We start from the raw sequence: 18,133 nt of genomic DNA, 5'->3' as shown, positions 1-18,133 counted from the left end.
GAATATGCGACGTATAGCCGTAATGGGCGCTGCTGGGCGCATGGGCAAGACCTTGGTCGAGGCGGTGCAGCAGCGCTCGCCGGCCTCCGGGCTGACGGCGGCGATTGTTCGCCCTGGCAGCACGCTGATCGGTGCGGACGCCGGTGAGCTGGCTTCGCTGGGTCGCATCGGCGTTTCGTTGTCGGGCAACCTGGAGCAGGTGGCTGACGAGTTTGATGTGCTGATCGACTTCACCTTGCCGGAAGTGATGCTGAAAAACCTGGCGTTCTGCCGCAAGGCTGGCAAGGCCATGGTCATCGGCACCACAGGCTTGAATGCCGAGCAGAAGCAGTTGCTGGTGGAGGCGGGCAAGGATATTCCGATCGTCTTCGCCGCCAATTTCAGCGTCGGCGTGAACTTGTCGCTCAAGTTGCTGGACCTGGCCGCGCGCGTGTTGGGTGATGAGGCGGATATCGAGATCATCGAGACCCACCATCGCCACAAGATCGATGCGCCGTCGGGTACTGCGCTGCGCATGGGTGAGGCGATTGCCGATGCCCTGGGGCGCGACCTGTCTAAAGTCGCTGTTTACGGGCGTGAAGGCCATACCGGTGCGCGTGCCCATGACACCATCGGCTTTGCCACTGTGCGCGGTGGTGATGTGGTGGGTGATCACACCGTTCTGTTTGCCAGTGAAGGCGAGCGCCTGGAGATCACACACAAAGCCTCCAGCCGCATGACATTTGCCAAGGGCGCGGTGCGTGCGGCGCTCTGGCTGGAAGGTCGTGAGCCTGGTCTGTATGACATGCGCGACGTGCTGTATCTGCACTAAGAGTAGCCAAAACCGGGCCTCAAGCTTATGCTTAGGCCCCGTTTTTACCCGCTAGGCGACGTCCTGTCGCATTCCCCTGCCTTTAAGGCTCATTAGCGGTGGACCAAAAAAGCCTTTTTCTGTAAGCTACAGCTTTAGTGTGTCCACTAAAAGCGCGCAGAATAATTCAGTGAAGAAGCGGGGTGACGTGTCCATACGTCACTCCGCTTTTTTACAACCTGCGATCGCCCTTTCAGGCTTTATTTACGGGAGGTCTTCTTGACTAAGCCAGCCATACTCGCCCTTGCTGATGGCAGCATTTTTCGCGGCGAAGCCATTGGAGCCGACGGTCAAACCGTTGGAGAGGTAGTGTTTAACACTGCCATGACCGGCTATCAGGAAATCCTTACCGATCCTTCCTACGCCCAGCAAATCGTTACCCTGACCTATCCGCACATCGGCAACACCGGTACAACGCCGGAAGACGTTGAGTCTGATCGTGTCTGGTCGGCCGGTCTGGTCATTCGTGATCTGCCACTGGTTGCGAGCAACTGGCGTAACACGATGTCGCTGTCCGATTACCTGAAAGCCAACAATGTTGTGGCGATCGCCGGTATCGATACGCGCCGCCTTACACGCATCCTGCGTGAAAAAGGCTCGCAGAACGGCTGCATCATGGTCGGTGACAATATCTCCGAAGAGGCGGCGATTGCCGCTGCCCAAGGCTTCCCTGGCCTGAAGGGCATGGACCTGGCGAAAGTTGTCAGCGTCAAAGAGAAGTACGAGTGGCGCTCCACTGTCTGGGACTTGAAGACCGACAGTCACGCGACCATCGACGCCAGCGAGCTGCCATACCATGTTGTGGCCTACGACTACGGCGTGAAGTACAACATCCTGCGCATGCTGGTTGAGCGCGGCTGCCGCGTGACCGTGGTGCCGGCGCAAACGCCTGCGAGCGATGTGCTGGCCCTGCAACCGGACGGCGTGTTCCTGTCCAACGGCCCGGGTGACCCTGAGCCATGCGACTACGCCATCCAGGCAATCAAGGACGTGCTGGAAACCGAGATTCCGGTATTCGGCATCTGCCTCGGTCACCAACTGCTGGCCCTGGCGTCCGGCGCCAAGACCCTGAAAATGGGCCACGGCCACCACGGTGCCAACCACCCGGTACAAGACCTGGACACCGGCGTTGTGATGATCACCAGCCAGAACCACGGTTTTGCGGTGGATGAAGCAACCTTGCCGAGCAACGTTCGCGCCATTCACAAGTCGCTGTTCGACGGCTCCTTGCAAGGCATCGAGCGCACCGACAAGAGCGCGTTCAGCTTCCAGGGCCACCCTGAAGCCAGCCCTGGCCCGAACGACGTAGCGCCGCTGTTCGACCGTTTCATCAATGAGATGGCCAAGCGACGCTGACTGAGAGGCCTGCGGGCGGCCCCGAACCTCGGTGGCCCCCGCAGGCTCTTCAACGATTGTTCAAGACGGCTTGCCGACTGACCTGCGGATTTGAGTGACAAACCCATGCCAAAACGTACAGACATAAAAAGCATCCTGATTCTCGGCGCTGGCCCGATCGTGATCGGCCAGGCTTGCGAATTCGACTACTCCGGCGCTCAGGCCTGTAAAGCCCTGCGCGAAGAGGGTTACCGCGTCATCCTGGTGAACTCCAACCCGGCCACCATCATGACCGACCCGGACATGGCCGACGCCACTTACATCGAACCGATCAAGTGGCAGACCGTTGCCAAGATCATCGAGAAAGAGCGTCCCGACGCGCTGCTGCCGACCATGGGTGGCCAGACCGCACTCAACTGCGCCCTGGACCTGGAGCGCGAAGGCGTTCTGGAGAAGTTCGGCGTAGAGATGATTGGCGCCAACGCCGACACCATCGACAAGGCTGAAGACCGTTCGCGTTTCGACAAGGCCATGAAGTCCATCGGCCTTGACTGCCCGCGCTCCGGCATTGCCCACAGCATGGAAGAGGCCAACGCGGTTCTCGAAAAGCTGGGCTTCCCGTGCATCATTCGTCCGTCCTTCACCATGGGCGGCACCGGTGGCGGTATTGCTTACAACCGTGAAGAGTTCGAAGAAATCTGCGCCCGTGGCCTGGACCTGTCGCCGACCAAAGAGCTGCTGATCGACGAATCCCTGATCGGCTGGAAAGAGTACGAGATGGAGGTTGTCCGCGACAAAAAGGACAACTGCATCATCGTCTGCTCCATCGAAAACTTCGACCCGATGGGCGTGCACACCGGCGACTCGATCACCGTTGCTCCGGCGCAGACCCTGACGGACAAGGAATACCAGATCATGCGTAACGCCTCGTTGGCGGTACTGCGTGAGATCGGCGTTGAAACCGGCGGTTCCAACGTTCAGTTCGGTATCTGCCCGGACACTGGCCGCATGGTCGTGATCGAGATGAACCCGCGTGTGTCGCGCTCTTCGGCACTGGCATCGAAAGCGACCGGCTTCCCGATTGCGCGCATCGCCGCCAAGTTGGCGATCGGTTACACCTTGGACGAGCTGCAAAACGAAATCACGGGCGGCGCTACGCCGGCGTCTTTCGAGCCGTCCATCGACTACGTCGTGACCAAGCTGCCGCGCTTTGCCTTCGAGAAGTTCGCCAAGGCCGACGCACGCTTGACCACTCAGATGAAGTCGGTTGGCGAAGTAATGGCCATCGGCCGGACCTTCCAGGAATCCCTGCAGAAAGCCCTGCGCGGCCTGGAAGTGGGTGTTTGCGGCCTGGATGAAAAGCTCGACCTGAGCAACCCGGAAAGCATGAGCGTGCTCAAGCGCGAGCTGACCGTGCCGGGCGCCGAGCGTATCTGGTACGTGGCCGATGCTTTCCGCGCGGGTATGACCGTCGAACAGATCTTCGGCATGAACATGATCGATCCGTGGTTCCTGGTGCAGATCGAAGATCTGATCAAGGAAGAAGAGAAGGTCAAGACCCTCGGTCTGTCCTCTATCGACCGCGACCTGATGTTCCGCCTCAAGCGCAAAGGTTTCTCCGATCAGCGTCTGGCCAAGCTGCTGGGTGTGACCGAGAAGAACCTGCGCACCCACCGCCACAAGCTGGAAATCTTCCCGGTCTACAAGCGCGTTGATACCTGCGCGGCCGAGTTCGCCACCGACACCGCGTACCTGTACTCCACTTACGAGGAAGAGTGCGAGGCCGCGCCGTCGGGCCGCGACAAGATCATTATCCTGGGCGGCGGTCCGAACCGTATTGGCCAGGGTATCGAGTTCGACTACTGCTGCGTACACGCCGCCCTCGCGCTGCGCGAAGACGGGTACGAGACCATCATGGTCAACTGCAACCCGGAAACTGTTTCGACTGACTACGACACTTCCGACCGTCTGTACTTTGAGCCGGTAACCCTGGAAGACGTGCTGGAAATCTGCCGCGTCGAGAAGCCGAAAGGCGTGATCGTGCAGTACGGCGGCCAAACCCCGCTGAAGCTGGCGCGTGCCCTGGAAGCGGCCGGCGTGCCGATCATCGGCACCAGTCCTGACGCCATCGACCGTGCCGAAGACCGTGAGCGCTTCCAGCAAATGGTCGAGCGCCTGAACCTGCGTCAGCCGCCAAACGCCACCGTGCGCAGCGAAGACGAAGCCATCCGCGCCGCCAGCAAGATTGGCTACCCGCTGGTGGTGCGTCCGTCCTACGTATTGGGCGGCCGGGCGATGGAAATCGTCTACGAAGAAGAAGAACTCAAGCGCTACCTGCGTGATGCGGTGAAAGTGTCGAACGACAGCCCGGTGCTGCTGGACCACTTCCTCAACTGCGCCATCGAAATGGACGTGGATGCGGTGTGCGACGGTACCGACGTAGTCATCGGCGCGATCATGCAGCACATCGAACAGGCTGGCGTTCACTCCGGTGACTCCGCTTGCTCGCTGCCGCCGTACTCGCTGCCAGCGCACATCCAGGACGAGATGCGCGAACAGGTCAAGAAAATGGCCCTGGAACTGGGCGTGGTCGGCCTGATGAACGTTCAGTTGGCGCTGCAAGGCGAAGACATCTACGTCATCGAAGTGAACCCGCGTGCTTCGCGTACCGTGCCATTTGTTTCCAAGTGCATCGGTGTGTCCCTGGCCATGATCGCTGCCCGCGTGATGGCGGGTAAGACCCTGAAGGAAATCGGCTTCACCAAGGAAATCATTCCTAACTTCTACAGCGTGAAAGAGGCGGTGTTCCCATTCGCCAAATTCCCTGGTGTGGACCCGATCCTGGGCCCAGAGATGAAGTCCACCGGTGAAGTGATGGGTGTGGGTGACACTTTCGGTGAAGCATTCGCCAAGGCCCAGATGGGCGCCAGCGAAGTGCTGCCGACCGGCGGTACTGCGTTTATCAGCGTGCGTGATGATGACAAACCACTGGTTGCAGGCGTGGCCCGTGATCTGATCAACTTGGGCTTTGAAGTCGTGGCAACTGCCGGGACCGCCAAGCTGATCGAAGCTGCCGGCCTGAAAGTACGTCGCGTGAACAAGGTGACGGAAGGCCGTCCGCACGTGGTCGACATGATCAAGAATGACGAAGTCACGCTGATCATCAACACCACCGAAGGTCGCCAGTCGATCGCGGACTCCTACTCCATTCGTCGAAATGCCTTGCAGCACAAGATCTACTGCACCACCACCATTGCTGCTGGCGAAGCCATCTGCGAAGCGCTCAAGTTCGGTCCGGAAAAGACCGTGCGTCGCTTGCAGGATCTACACGCAGGATTGAAGGCATGACCAAATACCCAATGACCGTCCAGGGCTTCAAGGCCCTGGAAGAGGAGCACGCCCATCTGACCAAGGTCGTCCGCCCGAAGCTGAGCCAGGACATCGGTACGGCCCGCGAGCTGGGTGACTTGAAGGAAAACGCCGAATACCACGCTGCTCGAGAGCAGCAGGGTATGGTTGAGGCGCGGATCCGTGATATCGAAGGCCGCCTGCAGAACTCGGTGGTGATCGACGTAACGACCATTCCTAAAACCGGCAAGGTGATTTTCGGCACCACCGTGGAAATCGCCAACGTCGAAACGGACGAAAGCGTGGTTTACCACATCGTCGGTGAGGACGAGGCTGACTTCAAGCTCGGCAAGATCTCCGTCGGTTCGCCACTGGCCCGCGCCTTGATTGCGAAGGAAGAGGGTGATGTGGTGACCGTTAAGACGCCAGGTGGCGTTACCGAGTACGAGATTGTTGAAGTTCGTCACGTCTGAAAGGCGGCGCCCGCTTCGTGCGGGCGCCATGCTTTGGCAGCTCGCCCAGATGCTTTGGGTGGGTGGCCTATGGTTGTTGCACATCGGTGTGCTGCCGGTGTTGGGCCTGATTGGCCTGGCACCGCTGCTGATCGATGAGCTCAACGAAATGCTGAGTGCGCTGCTGGTGGGTTTTTCAGCGGCGTGCGTGACGCTCCAGGCATTGGTGCTGGTCAAGACCGAGGGTTTGAGGAGCTTGTGGCGGGATATTCGCGGCCAACTGCTGTTGATGGCGCTGTATGCGTGCGCAATGTTTTGCGTGGTGCATGTGTGGCTGCCGCAAGCGTTGCGCTGGCAGCTATTCAGCTATCTTGTGCTAGGGTTCTCCGGCCTGGTGCTGGTTATACAGCCGGCACCGGGATGGAGCGGCGGGGCGCGCGAAGCACGCCCGTGACCCTTGTATTACTTGAAGCGGTGTACGTTCGACAGCTGCTTGTTGACGCTGAAGTTCTTGCGATACAGCAGTGCCATCTTGCCGATGACCTGTACCAGGTCCGCTTTGCCGACCTTGCACAGTTCTGCAATGGCGGCCAAACGCGCTTCGCGGTCAAGGATGTTGACCTTGATCTTGATCAGTTCATGATCGCCCAATGCGCGTTCCAGTTCGGCTAACACACCTTCAGTCAAACCGTTGTCTGCCACAATCAGAACTGGTTTCAGATGGTGGCCAATGGATTTGTACTGTTTCTTCTGCTCTTGAGTGAGCGGCATAATCTGACCCCTGCGTCTGATCTTGTAAAAAGCGGCGGCCAGTTTACCCGAGCGAGTCCGGGACCGCCCAGTTAATCACGACCCGTTTTATTTTCGAGGTGGCCCGTGGCCCGTTCCAAAACCAGCCTTAAGTGGCTACAAGAACATTTCAACGATCCTTACGTCAAAAAGGCGCAAAAGGACGGCTACCGTTCCCGGGCCAGCTACAAACTGCTGGAGATCCAGGACAAGGATAAATTGATTCGTCCAGGCATGAGCGTTATCGACCTTGGCGCAGCCCCTGGTGGCTGGTCCCAAGTGACCAGTCGTCTGATTGGTGGGCAAGGTCGATTGATCGCTTCAGACATCCTTGAGATGGACAGCATCCCGGATGTGACCTTTGTACACGGCGACTTCACCCAGGACACGGTGTTGGCCGAGATCCTTGAGGCTGTGGGAAATTCGCAGGTAGACCTTGTGATTTCCGACATGGCCCCCAATATGAGTGGATTACCGGCCGTTGATATGCCGCGAGCCATGTTCCTGTGCGAGTTGGCACTGGATCTGGCGGGTCGGGTTTTGCGTCCCGGTGGTGATTTCCTGGTGAAAGTCTTCCAGGGCGAAGGTTTTGACGAGTACCACAAGAACATTCGCAAATTGTTCGACAAGGTACAGACGCGCAAACCAGACTCTTCGCGAGACCGGTCACGCGAGCAATACCTGCTGTGCCGCGGCTTCCGTGGTGTCGAAGGGGCGGAGAGCGAAGAGCGTTTTTGAGGAATTCGAGGAGGGCGATAGGTTTTTTTATATCGCTTTCGTCACGAAGCTTTACGAATATTGTGTAGTCAAAGTTTCACAAAGGGTTACAGACGGCGCCTGCCAGAGTTGTAGGTAATGTAGTAAGTTAGGCCGGTGAATATCATGCGAAGCGCGCGCCAGTAGCGGAGCTTGCTTCAGAGGGTAGTTAATTGAACGATATGGCAAAGAATCTGATCCTGTGGTTGATCATCGCGGCTGTCCTGGTGACGGTGATGAACAACTTCTCCAGCCCTAACGAGCCGCAGACCCTCAACTATTCCGACTTCATCCAGCAAGTTAAGGATGGCAAGGTCGAGCGCGTAGCGGTTGATGGCTACGTGATCACCGGCAAGCGCAACGATGGCGACAGCTTCAAGACCATTCGTCCGGCAATCCAGGACAACGGTCTGATCGGCGACTTGGTGGATAACCACGTAGTGGTTGAAGGCAAGCAGCCTGAACAGCAGAGCATCTGGACTCAGCTATTGGTAGCGAGCTTCCCGATCCTGGTGATTATCGCCGTGTTCATGTTCTTCATGCGCCAGATGCAAGGTGGTGCGGGAGGCAAGGGCGGGCCGATGAGCTTCGGCAAGAGCAAGGCGCGCCTGCTCTCTGAAGATCAGGTGAAAACCACCCTGGCTGACGTCGCAGGTTGTGATGAAGCCAAGGAAGAAGTCGGTGAGCTGGTTGAGTTCCTGCGTGATCCGGGCAAGTTCCAGCGCCTGGGCGGCCGTATTCCTCGCGGCGTGCTGATGGTCGGTCCTCCGGGTACCGGTAAAACCTTGCTGGCCAAGGCGATTGCCGGTGAAGCCAAGGTGCCGTTCTTCACCATTTCCGGTTCTGACTTCGTCGAGATGTTCGTCGGTGTTGGTGCCAGCCGTGTTCGCGATATGTTCGAACAGGCCAAAAAGCACGCACCGTGCATCATCTTCATCGACGAAATCGACGCCGTGGGTCGCCATCGTGGCGCCGGCATGGGTGGCGGTCACGATGAGCGTGAGCAGACCCTCAACCAATTGCTGGTTGAGATGGACGGCTTTGAAATGAATGACGGCATCATCGTCATCGCCGCGACTAACCGTCCGGATGTGCTCGACCCAGCGTTGCTGCGTCCAGGCCGTTTCGACCGTCAGGTTGTGGTGGGGCTGCCGGATATTCGCGGTCGCGAACAGATCCTGAAAGTACACATGCGCAAAGTGCCAATGGGTGACGACGTGGCTCCGGCCGTGATTGCCCGTGGTACGCCAGGCTTCTCCGGTGCCGACCTGGCCAACCTGGTCAACGAGGCTTCGTTGTTCGCTGCCCGTACCGGCAAGCGCATTGTTGAAATGAAAGAGTTCGAACTGGCCAAGGACAAGATCATGATGGGCGCCGAGCGCAAATCCATGGTCATGTCCGAGAAAGAGAAGCAGAACACCGCTTATCACGAAGCCGGTCACGCCATTGTTGGTCGCGTTGTGCCTGAGCATGACCCGGTCTACAAAGTGTCGATCATTCCTCGTGGCCGTGCGCTGGGTGTGACCATGTTCCTGCCGGAAGAGGATCGTTACAGCCTCTCCAAGCGTGCGCTGATCAGCCAGATCTGTTCTCTGTATGGCGGCCGGATTGCTGAAGAGATGACGCTTGGCTTCGACGGTGTGACCACCGGTGCTTCAAACGACATCATGCGTGCCAGCCAGATTGCGCGGAATATGGTGACCAAGTGGGGGTTGTCGGAAAAACTCGGTCCTTTGATGTATGCCGAGGAAGAAGGCGAAGTGTTCCTGGGTCGTGGTGGCGGCGGTCAAGCTGCCAGCTTCTCGGGTGAGACGGCCAAGCTGATCGACTCCGAAGTGCGCAGCATCATTGACCAGTGCTACGGCACGGCCAAGCAGATCCTGACGGATAACCGCGACAAGCTCGATGCAATGGCTGATGCGCTGATGAAGTACGAAACCATTGATGCCGATCAGATTGACGACATCATGGCGGGTCGCGCACCGCGTGAGCCTCGTGATTGGGAAGGTGGTTCGGGCACTTCGGGCACCCCGCCTGTGGTACAGAACGAACGTCCTGAAGCCCCGATCGGCGGCCCCGCAGCTGACCACTAAGGTTTGAAATGACTTCTGCGCTGTCCTCCACCCGGTTGCCTTGCGGCAACCGGGTTCTTGATTTGGCCCATACGCATGTCATGGGCATTCTTAATGTAACCCCCGATTCTTTTTCTGACGGCGGCCGCTTCAATCAGCAGGATGCCGCGTTGCGTCATGCCGAGGCGATGGTGGCGGCCGGCGCGACCTTGATTGATGTCGGTGGTGAGTCAACTCGACCGGGCGCTCGCGTGGTTTCTCCCTTGGAGGAGCTGGAGCGGGTCGCGCCAATCGTCGAGCGGATTGCCCGTGAGCTGGATGTGATCATCTCGGTGGACACCTCGACTCCCGCAGTAATGCGCGAGACAGCGCGCCTCGGTGCGGGGCTGATCAACGATGTGCGCTCCCTTCAGCGTGATGGCGCGCTGGATGCGGCGGCGGCAACCGGACTGCCGGTGTGCCTTATGCATATGTTGGGAGAGCCCGGCAATATGCAGGACAGCCCGCATTACGATGATCTGGTTGGTGAGGTGAGTGGGTTTCTTGCGCAAAGAATGACTCAATGCGCCAAGGTGGGCATCGCAGCCGAAAAGATTATCCTGGATCCCGGGTTTGGCTTCGCCAAGACCCTGCAACACAACTTGAGCCTGTTCAAGCATATGGAAGCTTTGCACGCCCTTGGTCGACCCTTGTTGGTCGGCGTGTCGCGCAAGAGCATGATAGGGCTGGCCCTGAATCGCCCTGTGGGTGAGCGGTTGTACGGTGGCCTGGCGTTGGCGGCACTCGCCGTGACCAAGGGCGCGCGTATTTTGCGGGTGCATGATGTCGCCGAGACGGTTGATGTGGTGCGCATGCTGGCCGCGGTAGAATCAGCCGAATAAGAATGATGGAGCACTTATGACTAAAAAATATTTTGGCACCGACGGTATTCGTGGTCGGGTCGGCGAATTCCCGATTACTCCTGATTTCATGCTCAAGCTGGGTTGGGCGGCCGGTATGGCGTTCCGCAGCATGGGCGCTTGCCGCATCCTGGTGGGCAAAGACACTCGCATCTCGGGTTACATGTTCGAATCTGCGCTGGAGGCGGGGCTGTCTGCCGCAGGCGCCGATGTCATGCTGCTGGGGCCCATGCCGACGCCGGCAATCGCTTACCTGACGCGTACCTTCCACGCTGAAGCCGGTATCGTGATCAGTGCCTCGCACAATCCCCATGATGACAACGGCATCAAGTTCTTCTCGGGCCAGGGCACCAAGCTGCCGGACGAGATCGAGCTGATGATCGAAGAGTTGCTGGACGCGCCGATGACCGTGGTTGAGTCCAGCAAGCTGGGCAAGGTCTCGCGTATCAATGACGCCTCAGGCCGTTACATCGAGTTCTGCAAGAGCAGTGTGCCGACCAGCACCAACTTTGCCGGCCTCAAAATTGTTGTCGACTGTGCTCACGGTGCAACCTACAAAGTGGCGCCCAGCGTATTCAAGGAGCTGGGTGCCGATGTGACGGTGCTGTCGGCCCAGCCAAATGGTTTGAACATCAACGATAACTGCGGCTCGACGCATATGGAGCAACTGCAGGCTGCTGTCCTGGCCGAGCACGCTGACCTCGGTATTGCCTTCGATGGCGACGGTGACCGCGTATTGATGGTGGATCACACCGGTGCGGTGGTTGATGGCGATGAGCTGTTGTTCATCATTGCCCGCGACCTGCATGAGCGTGACAAGCTGCAAGGCGGTGTGGTTGGCACGCTGATGAGCAATCTCGGGCTTGAGTTGGCCTTGGCCGAGCTTGGGATTCCGTTTGTACGCGCCAATGTCGGTGACCGCTATGTCATCGCCGAGCTGCTGGAGCGTAACTGGCTGGTGGGCGGAGAGAACTCGGGGCATGTGGTTTGCTTCCAGCACACCACCACGGGCGATGCCATTATTGCTGCGCTGCAGGTATTGCTGTCCTTGCGTCGTCGCAAAGAGAGTCTGGCTCAAGCGCGCCAGGCGCTGCGCAAGTGCCCGCAGGTTCTACTGAATGTGCGCTTTGCCGGTGGCGAAAACCCTATCGAGCACCCTGCTGTCAAAGACGCCTGCGAGCGTGTGACCCTTGCAATGGCTGGGCGTGGCCGCGTGTTGTTGCGCAAGTCCGGCACAGAGCCGCTGGTGCGTGTCATGGTCGAAGGCGAGGACGAAACACAGGTTCGCGGCCACGCCGAAGACCTGGCAAAACTGGTAACTGAAATTTGCGCCTGAATTCGGCTTGCCAGTGATGGTGTGGTTGGGTAACATCTGCGCCCACTTTGACCGACGAGGTACAGCATGCGTCGCACTATGGTAGCTGGTAACTGGAAGATGCACGGTACCCGCGCCAGTGTCGCTGAGCTGATCAATGGCCTTCGTCACTTGGCCTTGCCTAGCGGTGTTGATGTTGCGGTTTTCCCGCCTTGCTTGCATATCAACCAGGTGGTTGATGGTTTGAAAGGCAAGTCGATTCAGGTCGGCGCGCAGAACTCTGCGGTGGAACCCATGCAGGGTGCGTTGACCGGTGAGATTTCACCGAGTCAGCTGGTTGATGCGGGTTGTTCCTATGTGCTTGTCGGGCACTCCGAGCGCCGTCAGATGATGGGCGAGCGTGATGGGACACTCAACCGCAAGTTCGCAGCGGCACAGGCTTGTGGCTTGATTCCAGTGTTGTGCATAGGGGAGACCCTGGAGCAGCGTGAATCGGGCAAGACTCTTGAAGTTGTCTCGCGTCAGCTGGGCAGCATCATCGAGGAGCTGGGTGTTGGTGCATTTGCAAAGGCAGTAATTGCTTACGAGCCGGTCTGGGCCATTGGCACCGGGCTGACTGCTACGCCGCAACAAGCGCAGGATGTGCATGCAGCCATCCGCGCGCAGTTAGCGGCAGAGAATTCTGAAGTCGCGCAAGGTGTGCGGCTTCTATACGGCGGCAGCGTGAAGGCGGCCAATGCGGTCGAACTGTTCGGCATGCCGGATATCGATGGGGGGCTCATTGGTGGAGCTTCCCTGAATGCAGATGAGTTCGGTGCGATCTGTCGCGCCGCGGGAAACTGAAAAAATGCTGGAAACAGTCGTAGTCGTTTTTCATCTGTTGGCTGCCCTGGGCGTAGTTGCCCTGGTTTTGTTGCAACAGGGTAAAGGTGCGGATGCTGGTGCGTCTTTCGGTGCAGGTGCTTCAAATACTGTGTTCGGAAGCCAAGGTTCCTCTACCTTTCTTAGTAAGTTTACTGCTATACTTGCCGCCGGTTTCTTCATAACCAGCTTGGGGTTAGGTTACTTTGCTAAAGAGAAAGCTCATGTGCTGACTCAGGTAGGTCTCCCAAACCCAGCAGTGTTGGAAGTACCAAAAGCAAAACCGGCTTCTGATGATGTCCCGGTGCTTCAAGAGCAAAAGTCGGCTACTCCAGCGACTGACGTACCTCCAGCTCAAGAGCAGAAGTAAGAAGGGTTGTAAACGCTGTATTGCCGAGGTGGTGGAATTGGTAGACACGCAACCTTGAGGTGGTTGTGCCCATAGGGTGTAGGGGTTCGAGTCCCCTTCTCGGTACCAATTATCAGGAGAGCCCGCTGTTGCGGGCTTTCTTGTAGGTGGAAGGTTACATTGACCCTGTAAGGGATCGGTCGTATACTTCCGCCCCAGCTTTGTCGCGGGGTGGAGCAGTCTGGTAGCTCGTCGGGCTCATAACCCGAAGGTCGTCGGTTCAAATCCGGCCCCCGCAACCAGTTTTAGCGGAGCCCCTTTTAAGGGGCTTTTTGTTAGCTGGACACTTTCAACGCCGCTGTTCGACGGCGTTTCAAGGATGGGCGTTTCGCCCATTTTTTTATTTTGCACAGCATGCACATACATGCACGAGGGGGTTCAGGTGTCGAGCAAGCTAGAAGAGTTGCAGGCCTTGCTGGCCCCGGTGGTCGTGGCCCTAGGCTATGAATGCTGGGGTATTGAGTTTTCGGCTCAAGGTCGCCACTCAATGTTGCGCGTTTATATCGATAAAGAGGGCGGCGTGCTGGTGGACGATTGTGCCATTGTCAGCCGTCAGATCAGCGGTGTGCTGGATGTTGAAGATCCAATCGCCGTTGAATACACCCTCGAAGTTTCCTCGCCAGGCATGGAACGCCCACTGTTCACTATTGATCAGTTTGCAAAATTTGCCGGTGAACAAGTGAAGATCAAGCTGCGCTCACCCTTTGAAGGGCGACGCAACTTTCAGGGCCTTCTGCGCGGTGTAGAAGAACAGGATGTCGTGGTGCAGGTAGAAGACCATGAGTTCCTGTTGCCGATCGATATGATCGACAAGGCCAACATTATTCCCAGTTTTGACTGAGACGCGGATCCCGCGGATCCAATGGCTTGCGAAAGGCGAGGCGTACGATGAGCAAAGAAGTACTGCTGGTTGTTGAGTCGGTATCCAATGAAAAGGGCGTACCGGCAAACGTGATTTTTGAAGCGCTGGAGCTGGCCCTGGCCACTGCTACCAAAAAGCGTTTTGAAGACGAAGTTGATCTGCGTGTGGAAATCAACCGCCACACCGGTGCCTATGAGACTTTCCGTCGCTGGACGGTCGTCGAAGAAGCCGATCTTGATGATCCGGCCATCGAAACCTGGCCGAGCAAGGTTGCGCAAACGCATCCGGGCGCCCAGGTCGGTGATGTCGTCGAAGAAAAGATCGAGTCGATCGAATTCGGCCGTATTGCTGCACAGACTGCCAAGCAAGTCATCGTGCAGAAGGTTCGCGAAGCTGAGCGCGCTCAAGTCGTTGACGCTTATCGCGAGCGCCTGGGTGAAATCATCTCCGGCACCGTGAAAAAAGTTACTCGTGACAATGTGATCGTTGACCTGGGCAACAACGCTGAAGCGTTGCTGGCCCGCGAAGACATCATCTCTCGCGAAACCTTCCGTGTCGGCGTGCGTCTGCGTGCGCTGCTCAAGGAAATCCGCACCGAGAACCGCGGCCCTCAGTTGATCCTGTCGCGTACCGCGCCGGAAATGCTGATCGAACTGTTCCGCATCGAAGTGCCGGAAATCGCCGAAGGCCTGATCGAAGTCATGGCTGCGTCCCGCGACCCGGGTTCGCGCGCCAAGATCGCGGTCCGCTCCAAGGACAAACGCATCGACCCGCAGGGCGCTTGCATTGGTATGCGCGGTTCGCGCGTCCAGGCAGTGTCGGGCGAGTTGGGCGGTGAGCGTGTGGATATCGTGCTGTGGGACGATAACCCGGCGCAGTTCGTGATCAACGCCATGTCGCCAGCTGAAGTGGCGGCAATTATCGTTGACGAAGATGCCCATGCAATGGACATCGCCGTTGGCGCAGACAATCTGGCTCAGGCCATTGGTCGTGGTGGTCAGAACGTGCGTCTGGCCAGCCAACTGACCGGCTGGACCCTGAACGTGATGACCGAATCGGACATCCAGGCTAAGCAGCAAGCTGAAACCGGTGACATCCTGCGCAACTTCATCGACGAGCTGGAAGTCGACGAAGACCTGGCGCAGGTGCTGGTAGATGAAGGCTTCACCAGCCTGGAAGAGATTGCCTACGTACCGTTGGAAGAAATGCTCAACATCGACGGCTTTGACGAAGACACCGTCAACGAGCTTCGCGCTCGAGCCAAGGATCGCTTGTTGACTAAAGCCATCGCTACTGAGGAAAAGCTGGCAGACGCCCATCCGGCCGAAGACCTGCTCTCGCTTGAGGGTATGGACAAGGATTTGGCGATGGAACTGGCGGTGCGCGGCGTAATTACCCGCGAAGACCTGGCCGAGCAGTCTATTGACGATCTGCTCGACATCGACGGCATTGACGAAGATCGTGCCGGCAAGTTGATCATGGCCGCCCGAGCCCATTGGTTCGAGTAACTAGGCGCGGCCTGAGGAGAGAAGTGCATGACGCAAGTCACGGTGAAACAACTGGCCGATGAGGTCAAAACACCGGTAGAGCGCCTGTTGCAGCAGATGCGTGAGGCAGGTCTGCCGCACACCGCCGCCGATGAAGGTGTGAGCGATAGTGAGAAGCAGTCTTTGCTGACTCACTTGAAGAGCAGCCACAAGGCGAAAGTGGAAGAACCGCGCAAGATTACATTGCAGCGCAAAACCACCAGCACCCTGCGTGTTGCTGGTAGCAAAAGCATCAGCGTTGAAGTGCGCAAGAAGAAAGTCTTCGTACAGCGCAGCCCGGAAGAAATCGAAGCCGAGCGCAAGCGCGAGCTGGAAGAACGTCGCGCAGTAGAAAATGCTGCTCGTCAGAAGGCTGAAGAAGAAGCCAAGCGTCGCGCCGAAGAAGAAGCGCGTCGCCAGCCTGCTGCTGCGCAACCTGCTGCCACTGAAGCAGCCGCTGCGCCTAGCGCGCCAGTAGAAGCTGTGCGTGAGGCCGCCCCGGTTGCCGCAGCTCCTGCAGTTGACGCTCGCAAGCGCGACGAACCTCGTCGTCCGGACAAACCACGTGCCGACGATAACAATCGTCGCGGTGGTGGTGGCGATGGTGAGCGTAAAAACGCTCCGCATCGTGCTTCGGTCAAAGAGAAAGCGCCTGCTCCACGCGTTGCCCCACGTACTACCGACGAAGAAAGCGATGGCTTCCGTCGTGGTGGTCGCGGCAAGGCCAAGCTGAAAAAACGCAACGCCCACGGTTTCCAGAGCCCAACCGGCCCTGTCGTGCGTGAAGTGAAGATCGGCGAGACCATCACTGTTGGCGATCTCGCCCAGCAGATGTCGGTCAAGGCAGCTGAAATCATCAAGTTCATGTTCAAGCTGGGCACTCCAGCCACCATCAACCAGGTACTGGACCAGGAAACTGCCCAGTTGGTTGCTGAAGAGCTGGGCCACAAAGTGACCCTGGTCAGCGACACCGCCCTGGAAGATTCCCTGGCTGAGTCCCTGAAGTTTGAAGGTGAGGCTGTTTCCCGTGCACCGGTTGTGACCGTAATGGGCCACGTTGACCACGGTAAAACTTCCCTGCTCGACTACATCCGTCGTGCCAAGGTTGCTGCAGGCGAAGCCGGCGGCATTACCCAGCACATCGGCGCGTACCACGTTGAAACCGAGCGTGGCATGGTGACTTTCCTCGACACCCCTGGTCACGCTGCGTTTACCGCAATGCGTGCCCGTGGTGCCAAGGCTACCGACATCGTGATCCTGGTAGTTGCAGCGGACGACGGCGTGATGCCGCAAACCATCGAAGCCGTTCAGCACGCGAAAGCGGCTGGCGTACCGCTGGTGGTTGCAGTGAACAAAATCGACAAGCCGGGCGCTGATCTCGATCGCATCCGTAGCGAACTGTCGGTTCACGGCGTGACTTCTGAAGAGTGGGGTGGCGAGACGCCATTCGTGTCGGTATCCGCAAAAATGGGTACTGGCGTTGACGAACTGCTCGAAGCTGTTCTGTTGCAAGCCGAAGTACTCGAGTTGACCGCTACTCCATCGGCCCCTGGTCGTGGTGTTGTGGTTGAATCGCGTCTGGACAAGGGCCGTGGCCCGGTTGCGACCGTTCTGGTTCAAGACGGTACCCTGCGCCAAGGCGACATGGTGCTCGTTGGTTCGAACTACGGCCGTGTACGTGCCATGCTCGACGAGAACGGCAAGCCAATCAAGGAAGCCGGCCCGGCTATCCCGGTCGAGATCCTCGGCCTGGACGGTACCCCGGACGCTGGCGACGAGATGAGCGTAGTTGCCGACGAGAAGAAAGCCCGTGAAGTGGCTCTGTTCCGTCAAGGCAAGTTCCGCGAAGTCAAGCTGGCCCGTGCTCACGCCGGCAAGCTGGAAAACATCTTCGAGAACATGGGCCAGGAAGAGAAGAAGACGCTTAACATCGTCCTCAAATCTGACGTTCGTGGCTCCCTCGAAGCGTTGAACGGCGCCTTGAACGGCCTGGGTAACGACGAAGTGCAAGTGCGCGTTGTGGGTGGCGGTGTCGGTGGTATCACCGAATCCGACGCCAACCTGGCACTGGCTTCCAACGCTGTACTGTTCGGCTTCAACGTGCGTGCCGATGCTGGCGCTCGCAAGATCGTCGAGCAGGAAGGCCTGGACATGCGTTACTACAACGTCATCTACGACATCATCGAAGACGTCAAGAAAGCCCTTACCGGCATGCTTGGCAGCGATGTCCGGGAGAACATCCTGGGTGTTGCCGAGGTGCGTGACGTGTTCCGCTCGCCGAAATTCGGTGCGATCGCCGGTTGCATGGTTATCGAAGGTACTGTGTACCGTAACCGTCCGATCCGTGTACTGCGTGAAGACATCGTTATCTTCGAAGGCGAGCTGGAATCCCTGCGCCGCTTCAAGGATGACGCTTCCGAAGTACGTGCCGGCATGGAATGCGGTATCGGCGTCAAGAGCTACAACGACGTCAAGGCTGGCGACAAGATCGAAGTCTACGAGAAGGTCCAGGTTGCTCGCAGCCTCTAACTCGCGCACTTCCGGAGCCACGCCGCGTGTGGGCATGCAAATGCCCCGCGCAGCGTACGGACTCTAAACGCAACGCCCGGTCTGGCTTTTGTCAGGCCGGGCGTTTGCCGCTTTCAGACCCCACGGGTTT

At 58.2% G+C, this 18,133-nt stretch carries 15 protein-coding genes and 2 tRNA genes; 16 read left to right on the top strand and 1 reads right to left on the bottom strand.

Features of this window, described 5'->3' with window-relative positions; translation table 11 throughout:
• Positions 1-4: 4 nt before the first annotated feature.
• The 5 genes from dapB to HBO41_RS18525 all read left to right on the top strand — a co-directional run bounded on the left by dapB (position 5) and on the right by HBO41_RS18525 (position 6,439).
• Entirely contained in the window at positions 5-811 is an 807-nt protein-coding gene (gene dapB, locus HBO41_RS18545) for a 4-hydroxy-tetrahydrodipicolinate reductase (protein WP_169987307.1), read from the top strand.
• A 258-nt stretch (positions 812-1,069) separates the two neighbouring features.
• Positions 1,070-2,206, top strand: coding sequence for a glutamine-hydrolyzing carbamoyl-phosphate synthase small subunit (gene carA, locus HBO41_RS18540; protein ID WP_017139260.1), 1,137 nt, complete (start codon positions 1,070-1,072; stop codon positions 2,204-2,206).
• 105 nt (positions 2,207-2,311) lie between these two features.
• Positions 2,312-5,533: a carbamoyl-phosphate synthase large subunit gene (gene carB, locus HBO41_RS18535; protein ID WP_017139259.1), complete on the top strand. Its 3,222-nt coding sequence runs from the start codon at positions 2,312-2,314 to the stop codon at positions 5,531-5,533.
• Positions 5,530-6,006 (top strand): transcription elongation factor GreA, encoded by a 477-nt coding sequence (gene greA / locus HBO41_RS18530; RefSeq protein WP_017139258.1) that lies wholly within the window; start codon positions 5,530-5,532, stop codon positions 6,004-6,006. The genes carB and greA overlap by 4 nt, the downstream gene beginning before the upstream one ends.
• A 28-nt stretch (positions 6,007-6,034) precedes the next feature.
• Positions 6,035-6,439 carry an MFS transporter gene (locus HBO41_RS18525; RefSeq protein WP_169987305.1) on the top strand — a complete coding sequence of 135 codons (405 nt, stop codon included), beginning with the start codon at positions 6,035-6,037 and terminating at the stop codon, positions 6,437-6,439.
• An 8-nt stretch (positions 6,440-6,447) separates the two neighbouring features.
• Here the strand turns inward: HBO41_RS18525 and HBO41_RS18520 are convergent, their stop codons facing one another.
• Positions 6,448-6,756 carry a YhbY family RNA-binding protein gene (locus HBO41_RS18520; protein ID WP_017139256.1) on the bottom strand — a complete coding sequence of 103 codons (309 nt, stop codon included), beginning with the start codon at positions 6,754-6,756 and terminating at the stop codon, positions 6,448-6,450.
• 105 nt (positions 6,757-6,861) lie between these two features.
• Here HBO41_RS18520 and rlmE point away from each other — a divergent pair, with 105 nt between their 5' ends.
• The 11 genes from rlmE to infB all read left to right on the top strand — a co-directional run bounded on the left by rlmE (position 6,862) and on the right by infB (position 18,003).
• Positions 6,862-7,512 carry a 23S rRNA (uridine(2552)-2'-O)-methyltransferase RlmE gene (rlmE, locus tag HBO41_RS18515; protein ID WP_017139255.1) on the top strand — a complete coding sequence of 217 codons (651 nt, stop codon included), beginning with the start codon at positions 6,862-6,864 and terminating at the stop codon, positions 7,510-7,512.
• Between the two features lie 200 nt (positions 7,513-7,712).
• Positions 7,713-9,623, top strand: a complete 1,911-nt coding sequence (gene ftsH / locus HBO41_RS18510; RefSeq protein ID WP_032865933.1) for an ATP-dependent zinc metalloprotease FtsH — start codon at positions 7,713-7,715, stop codon at positions 9,621-9,623.
• An 8-nt stretch (positions 9,624-9,631) separates the two neighbouring features.
• Positions 9,632-10,483, top strand: coding sequence for a dihydropteroate synthase (folP, locus tag HBO41_RS18505; RefSeq protein WP_017139253.1), 852 nt, complete (start codon positions 9,632-9,634; stop codon positions 10,481-10,483).
• Positions 10,484-10,499: 16 nt separating this feature from the next.
• Entirely contained in the window at positions 10,500-11,837 is a 1,338-nt protein-coding gene (gene glmM / locus HBO41_RS18500; protein WP_017139252.1) for a phosphoglucosamine mutase, read from the top strand.
• Positions 11,838-11,903: 66 nt separating this feature from the next.
• Positions 11,904-12,659: a triose-phosphate isomerase gene (gene tpiA / locus HBO41_RS18495; protein WP_003194193.1), complete on the top strand. Its 756-nt coding sequence runs from the start codon at positions 11,904-11,906 to the stop codon at positions 12,657-12,659.
• A gap of 4 nt (positions 12,660-12,663) precedes the next feature.
• The gene (gene secG / locus HBO41_RS18490; protein WP_010206600.1) at positions 12,664-13,047 is read left to right on the top strand and encodes a preprotein translocase subunit SecG; all 384 of its coding nucleotides are present in this window, start codon (positions 12,664-12,666) and stop codon (positions 13,045-13,047) included.
• 22 nt (positions 13,048-13,069) lie between these two features.
• A tRNA-Leu gene (locus HBO41_RS18485) sits at positions 13,070-13,155 on the top strand.
• Positions 13,156-13,251: 96 nt separating this feature from the next.
• Positions 13,252-13,328 (top strand) — tRNA-Met (locus tag HBO41_RS18480).
• 140 nt (positions 13,329-13,468) lie between these two features.
• A complete protein-coding gene (gene rimP, locus HBO41_RS18475; RefSeq protein WP_032865935.1) occupies positions 13,469-13,927 on the top strand; it encodes a ribosome maturation factor RimP in 459 nt (152 codons plus the stop codon).
• A gap of 47 nt (positions 13,928-13,974) precedes the next feature.
• A complete protein-coding gene (gene nusA / locus HBO41_RS18470) occupies positions 13,975-15,456 on the top strand; it encodes a transcription termination factor NusA (RefSeq protein WP_017139250.1) in 1,482 nt (493 codons plus the stop codon).
• Positions 15,457-15,483: 27 nt separating this feature from the next.
• Positions 15,484-18,003 (top strand): translation initiation factor IF-2, encoded by a 2,520-nt coding sequence (gene infB / locus HBO41_RS18465; RefSeq protein WP_169987303.1) that lies wholly within the window; start codon positions 15,484-15,486, stop codon positions 18,001-18,003.
• Positions 18,004-18,133 lie beyond the last annotated feature (130 nt).

Source organism: Pseudomonas sp. WS 5146, assembly GCF_012985495.1.
Lineage (GTDB): Bacteria > Pseudomonadota > Gammaproteobacteria > Pseudomonadales > Pseudomonadaceae > Aquipseudomonas > Aquipseudomonas edaphica.
Note: the sequence above shows the minus strand (reverse complement) of the source record. Positions and strands in the feature narration are given on the sequence as shown.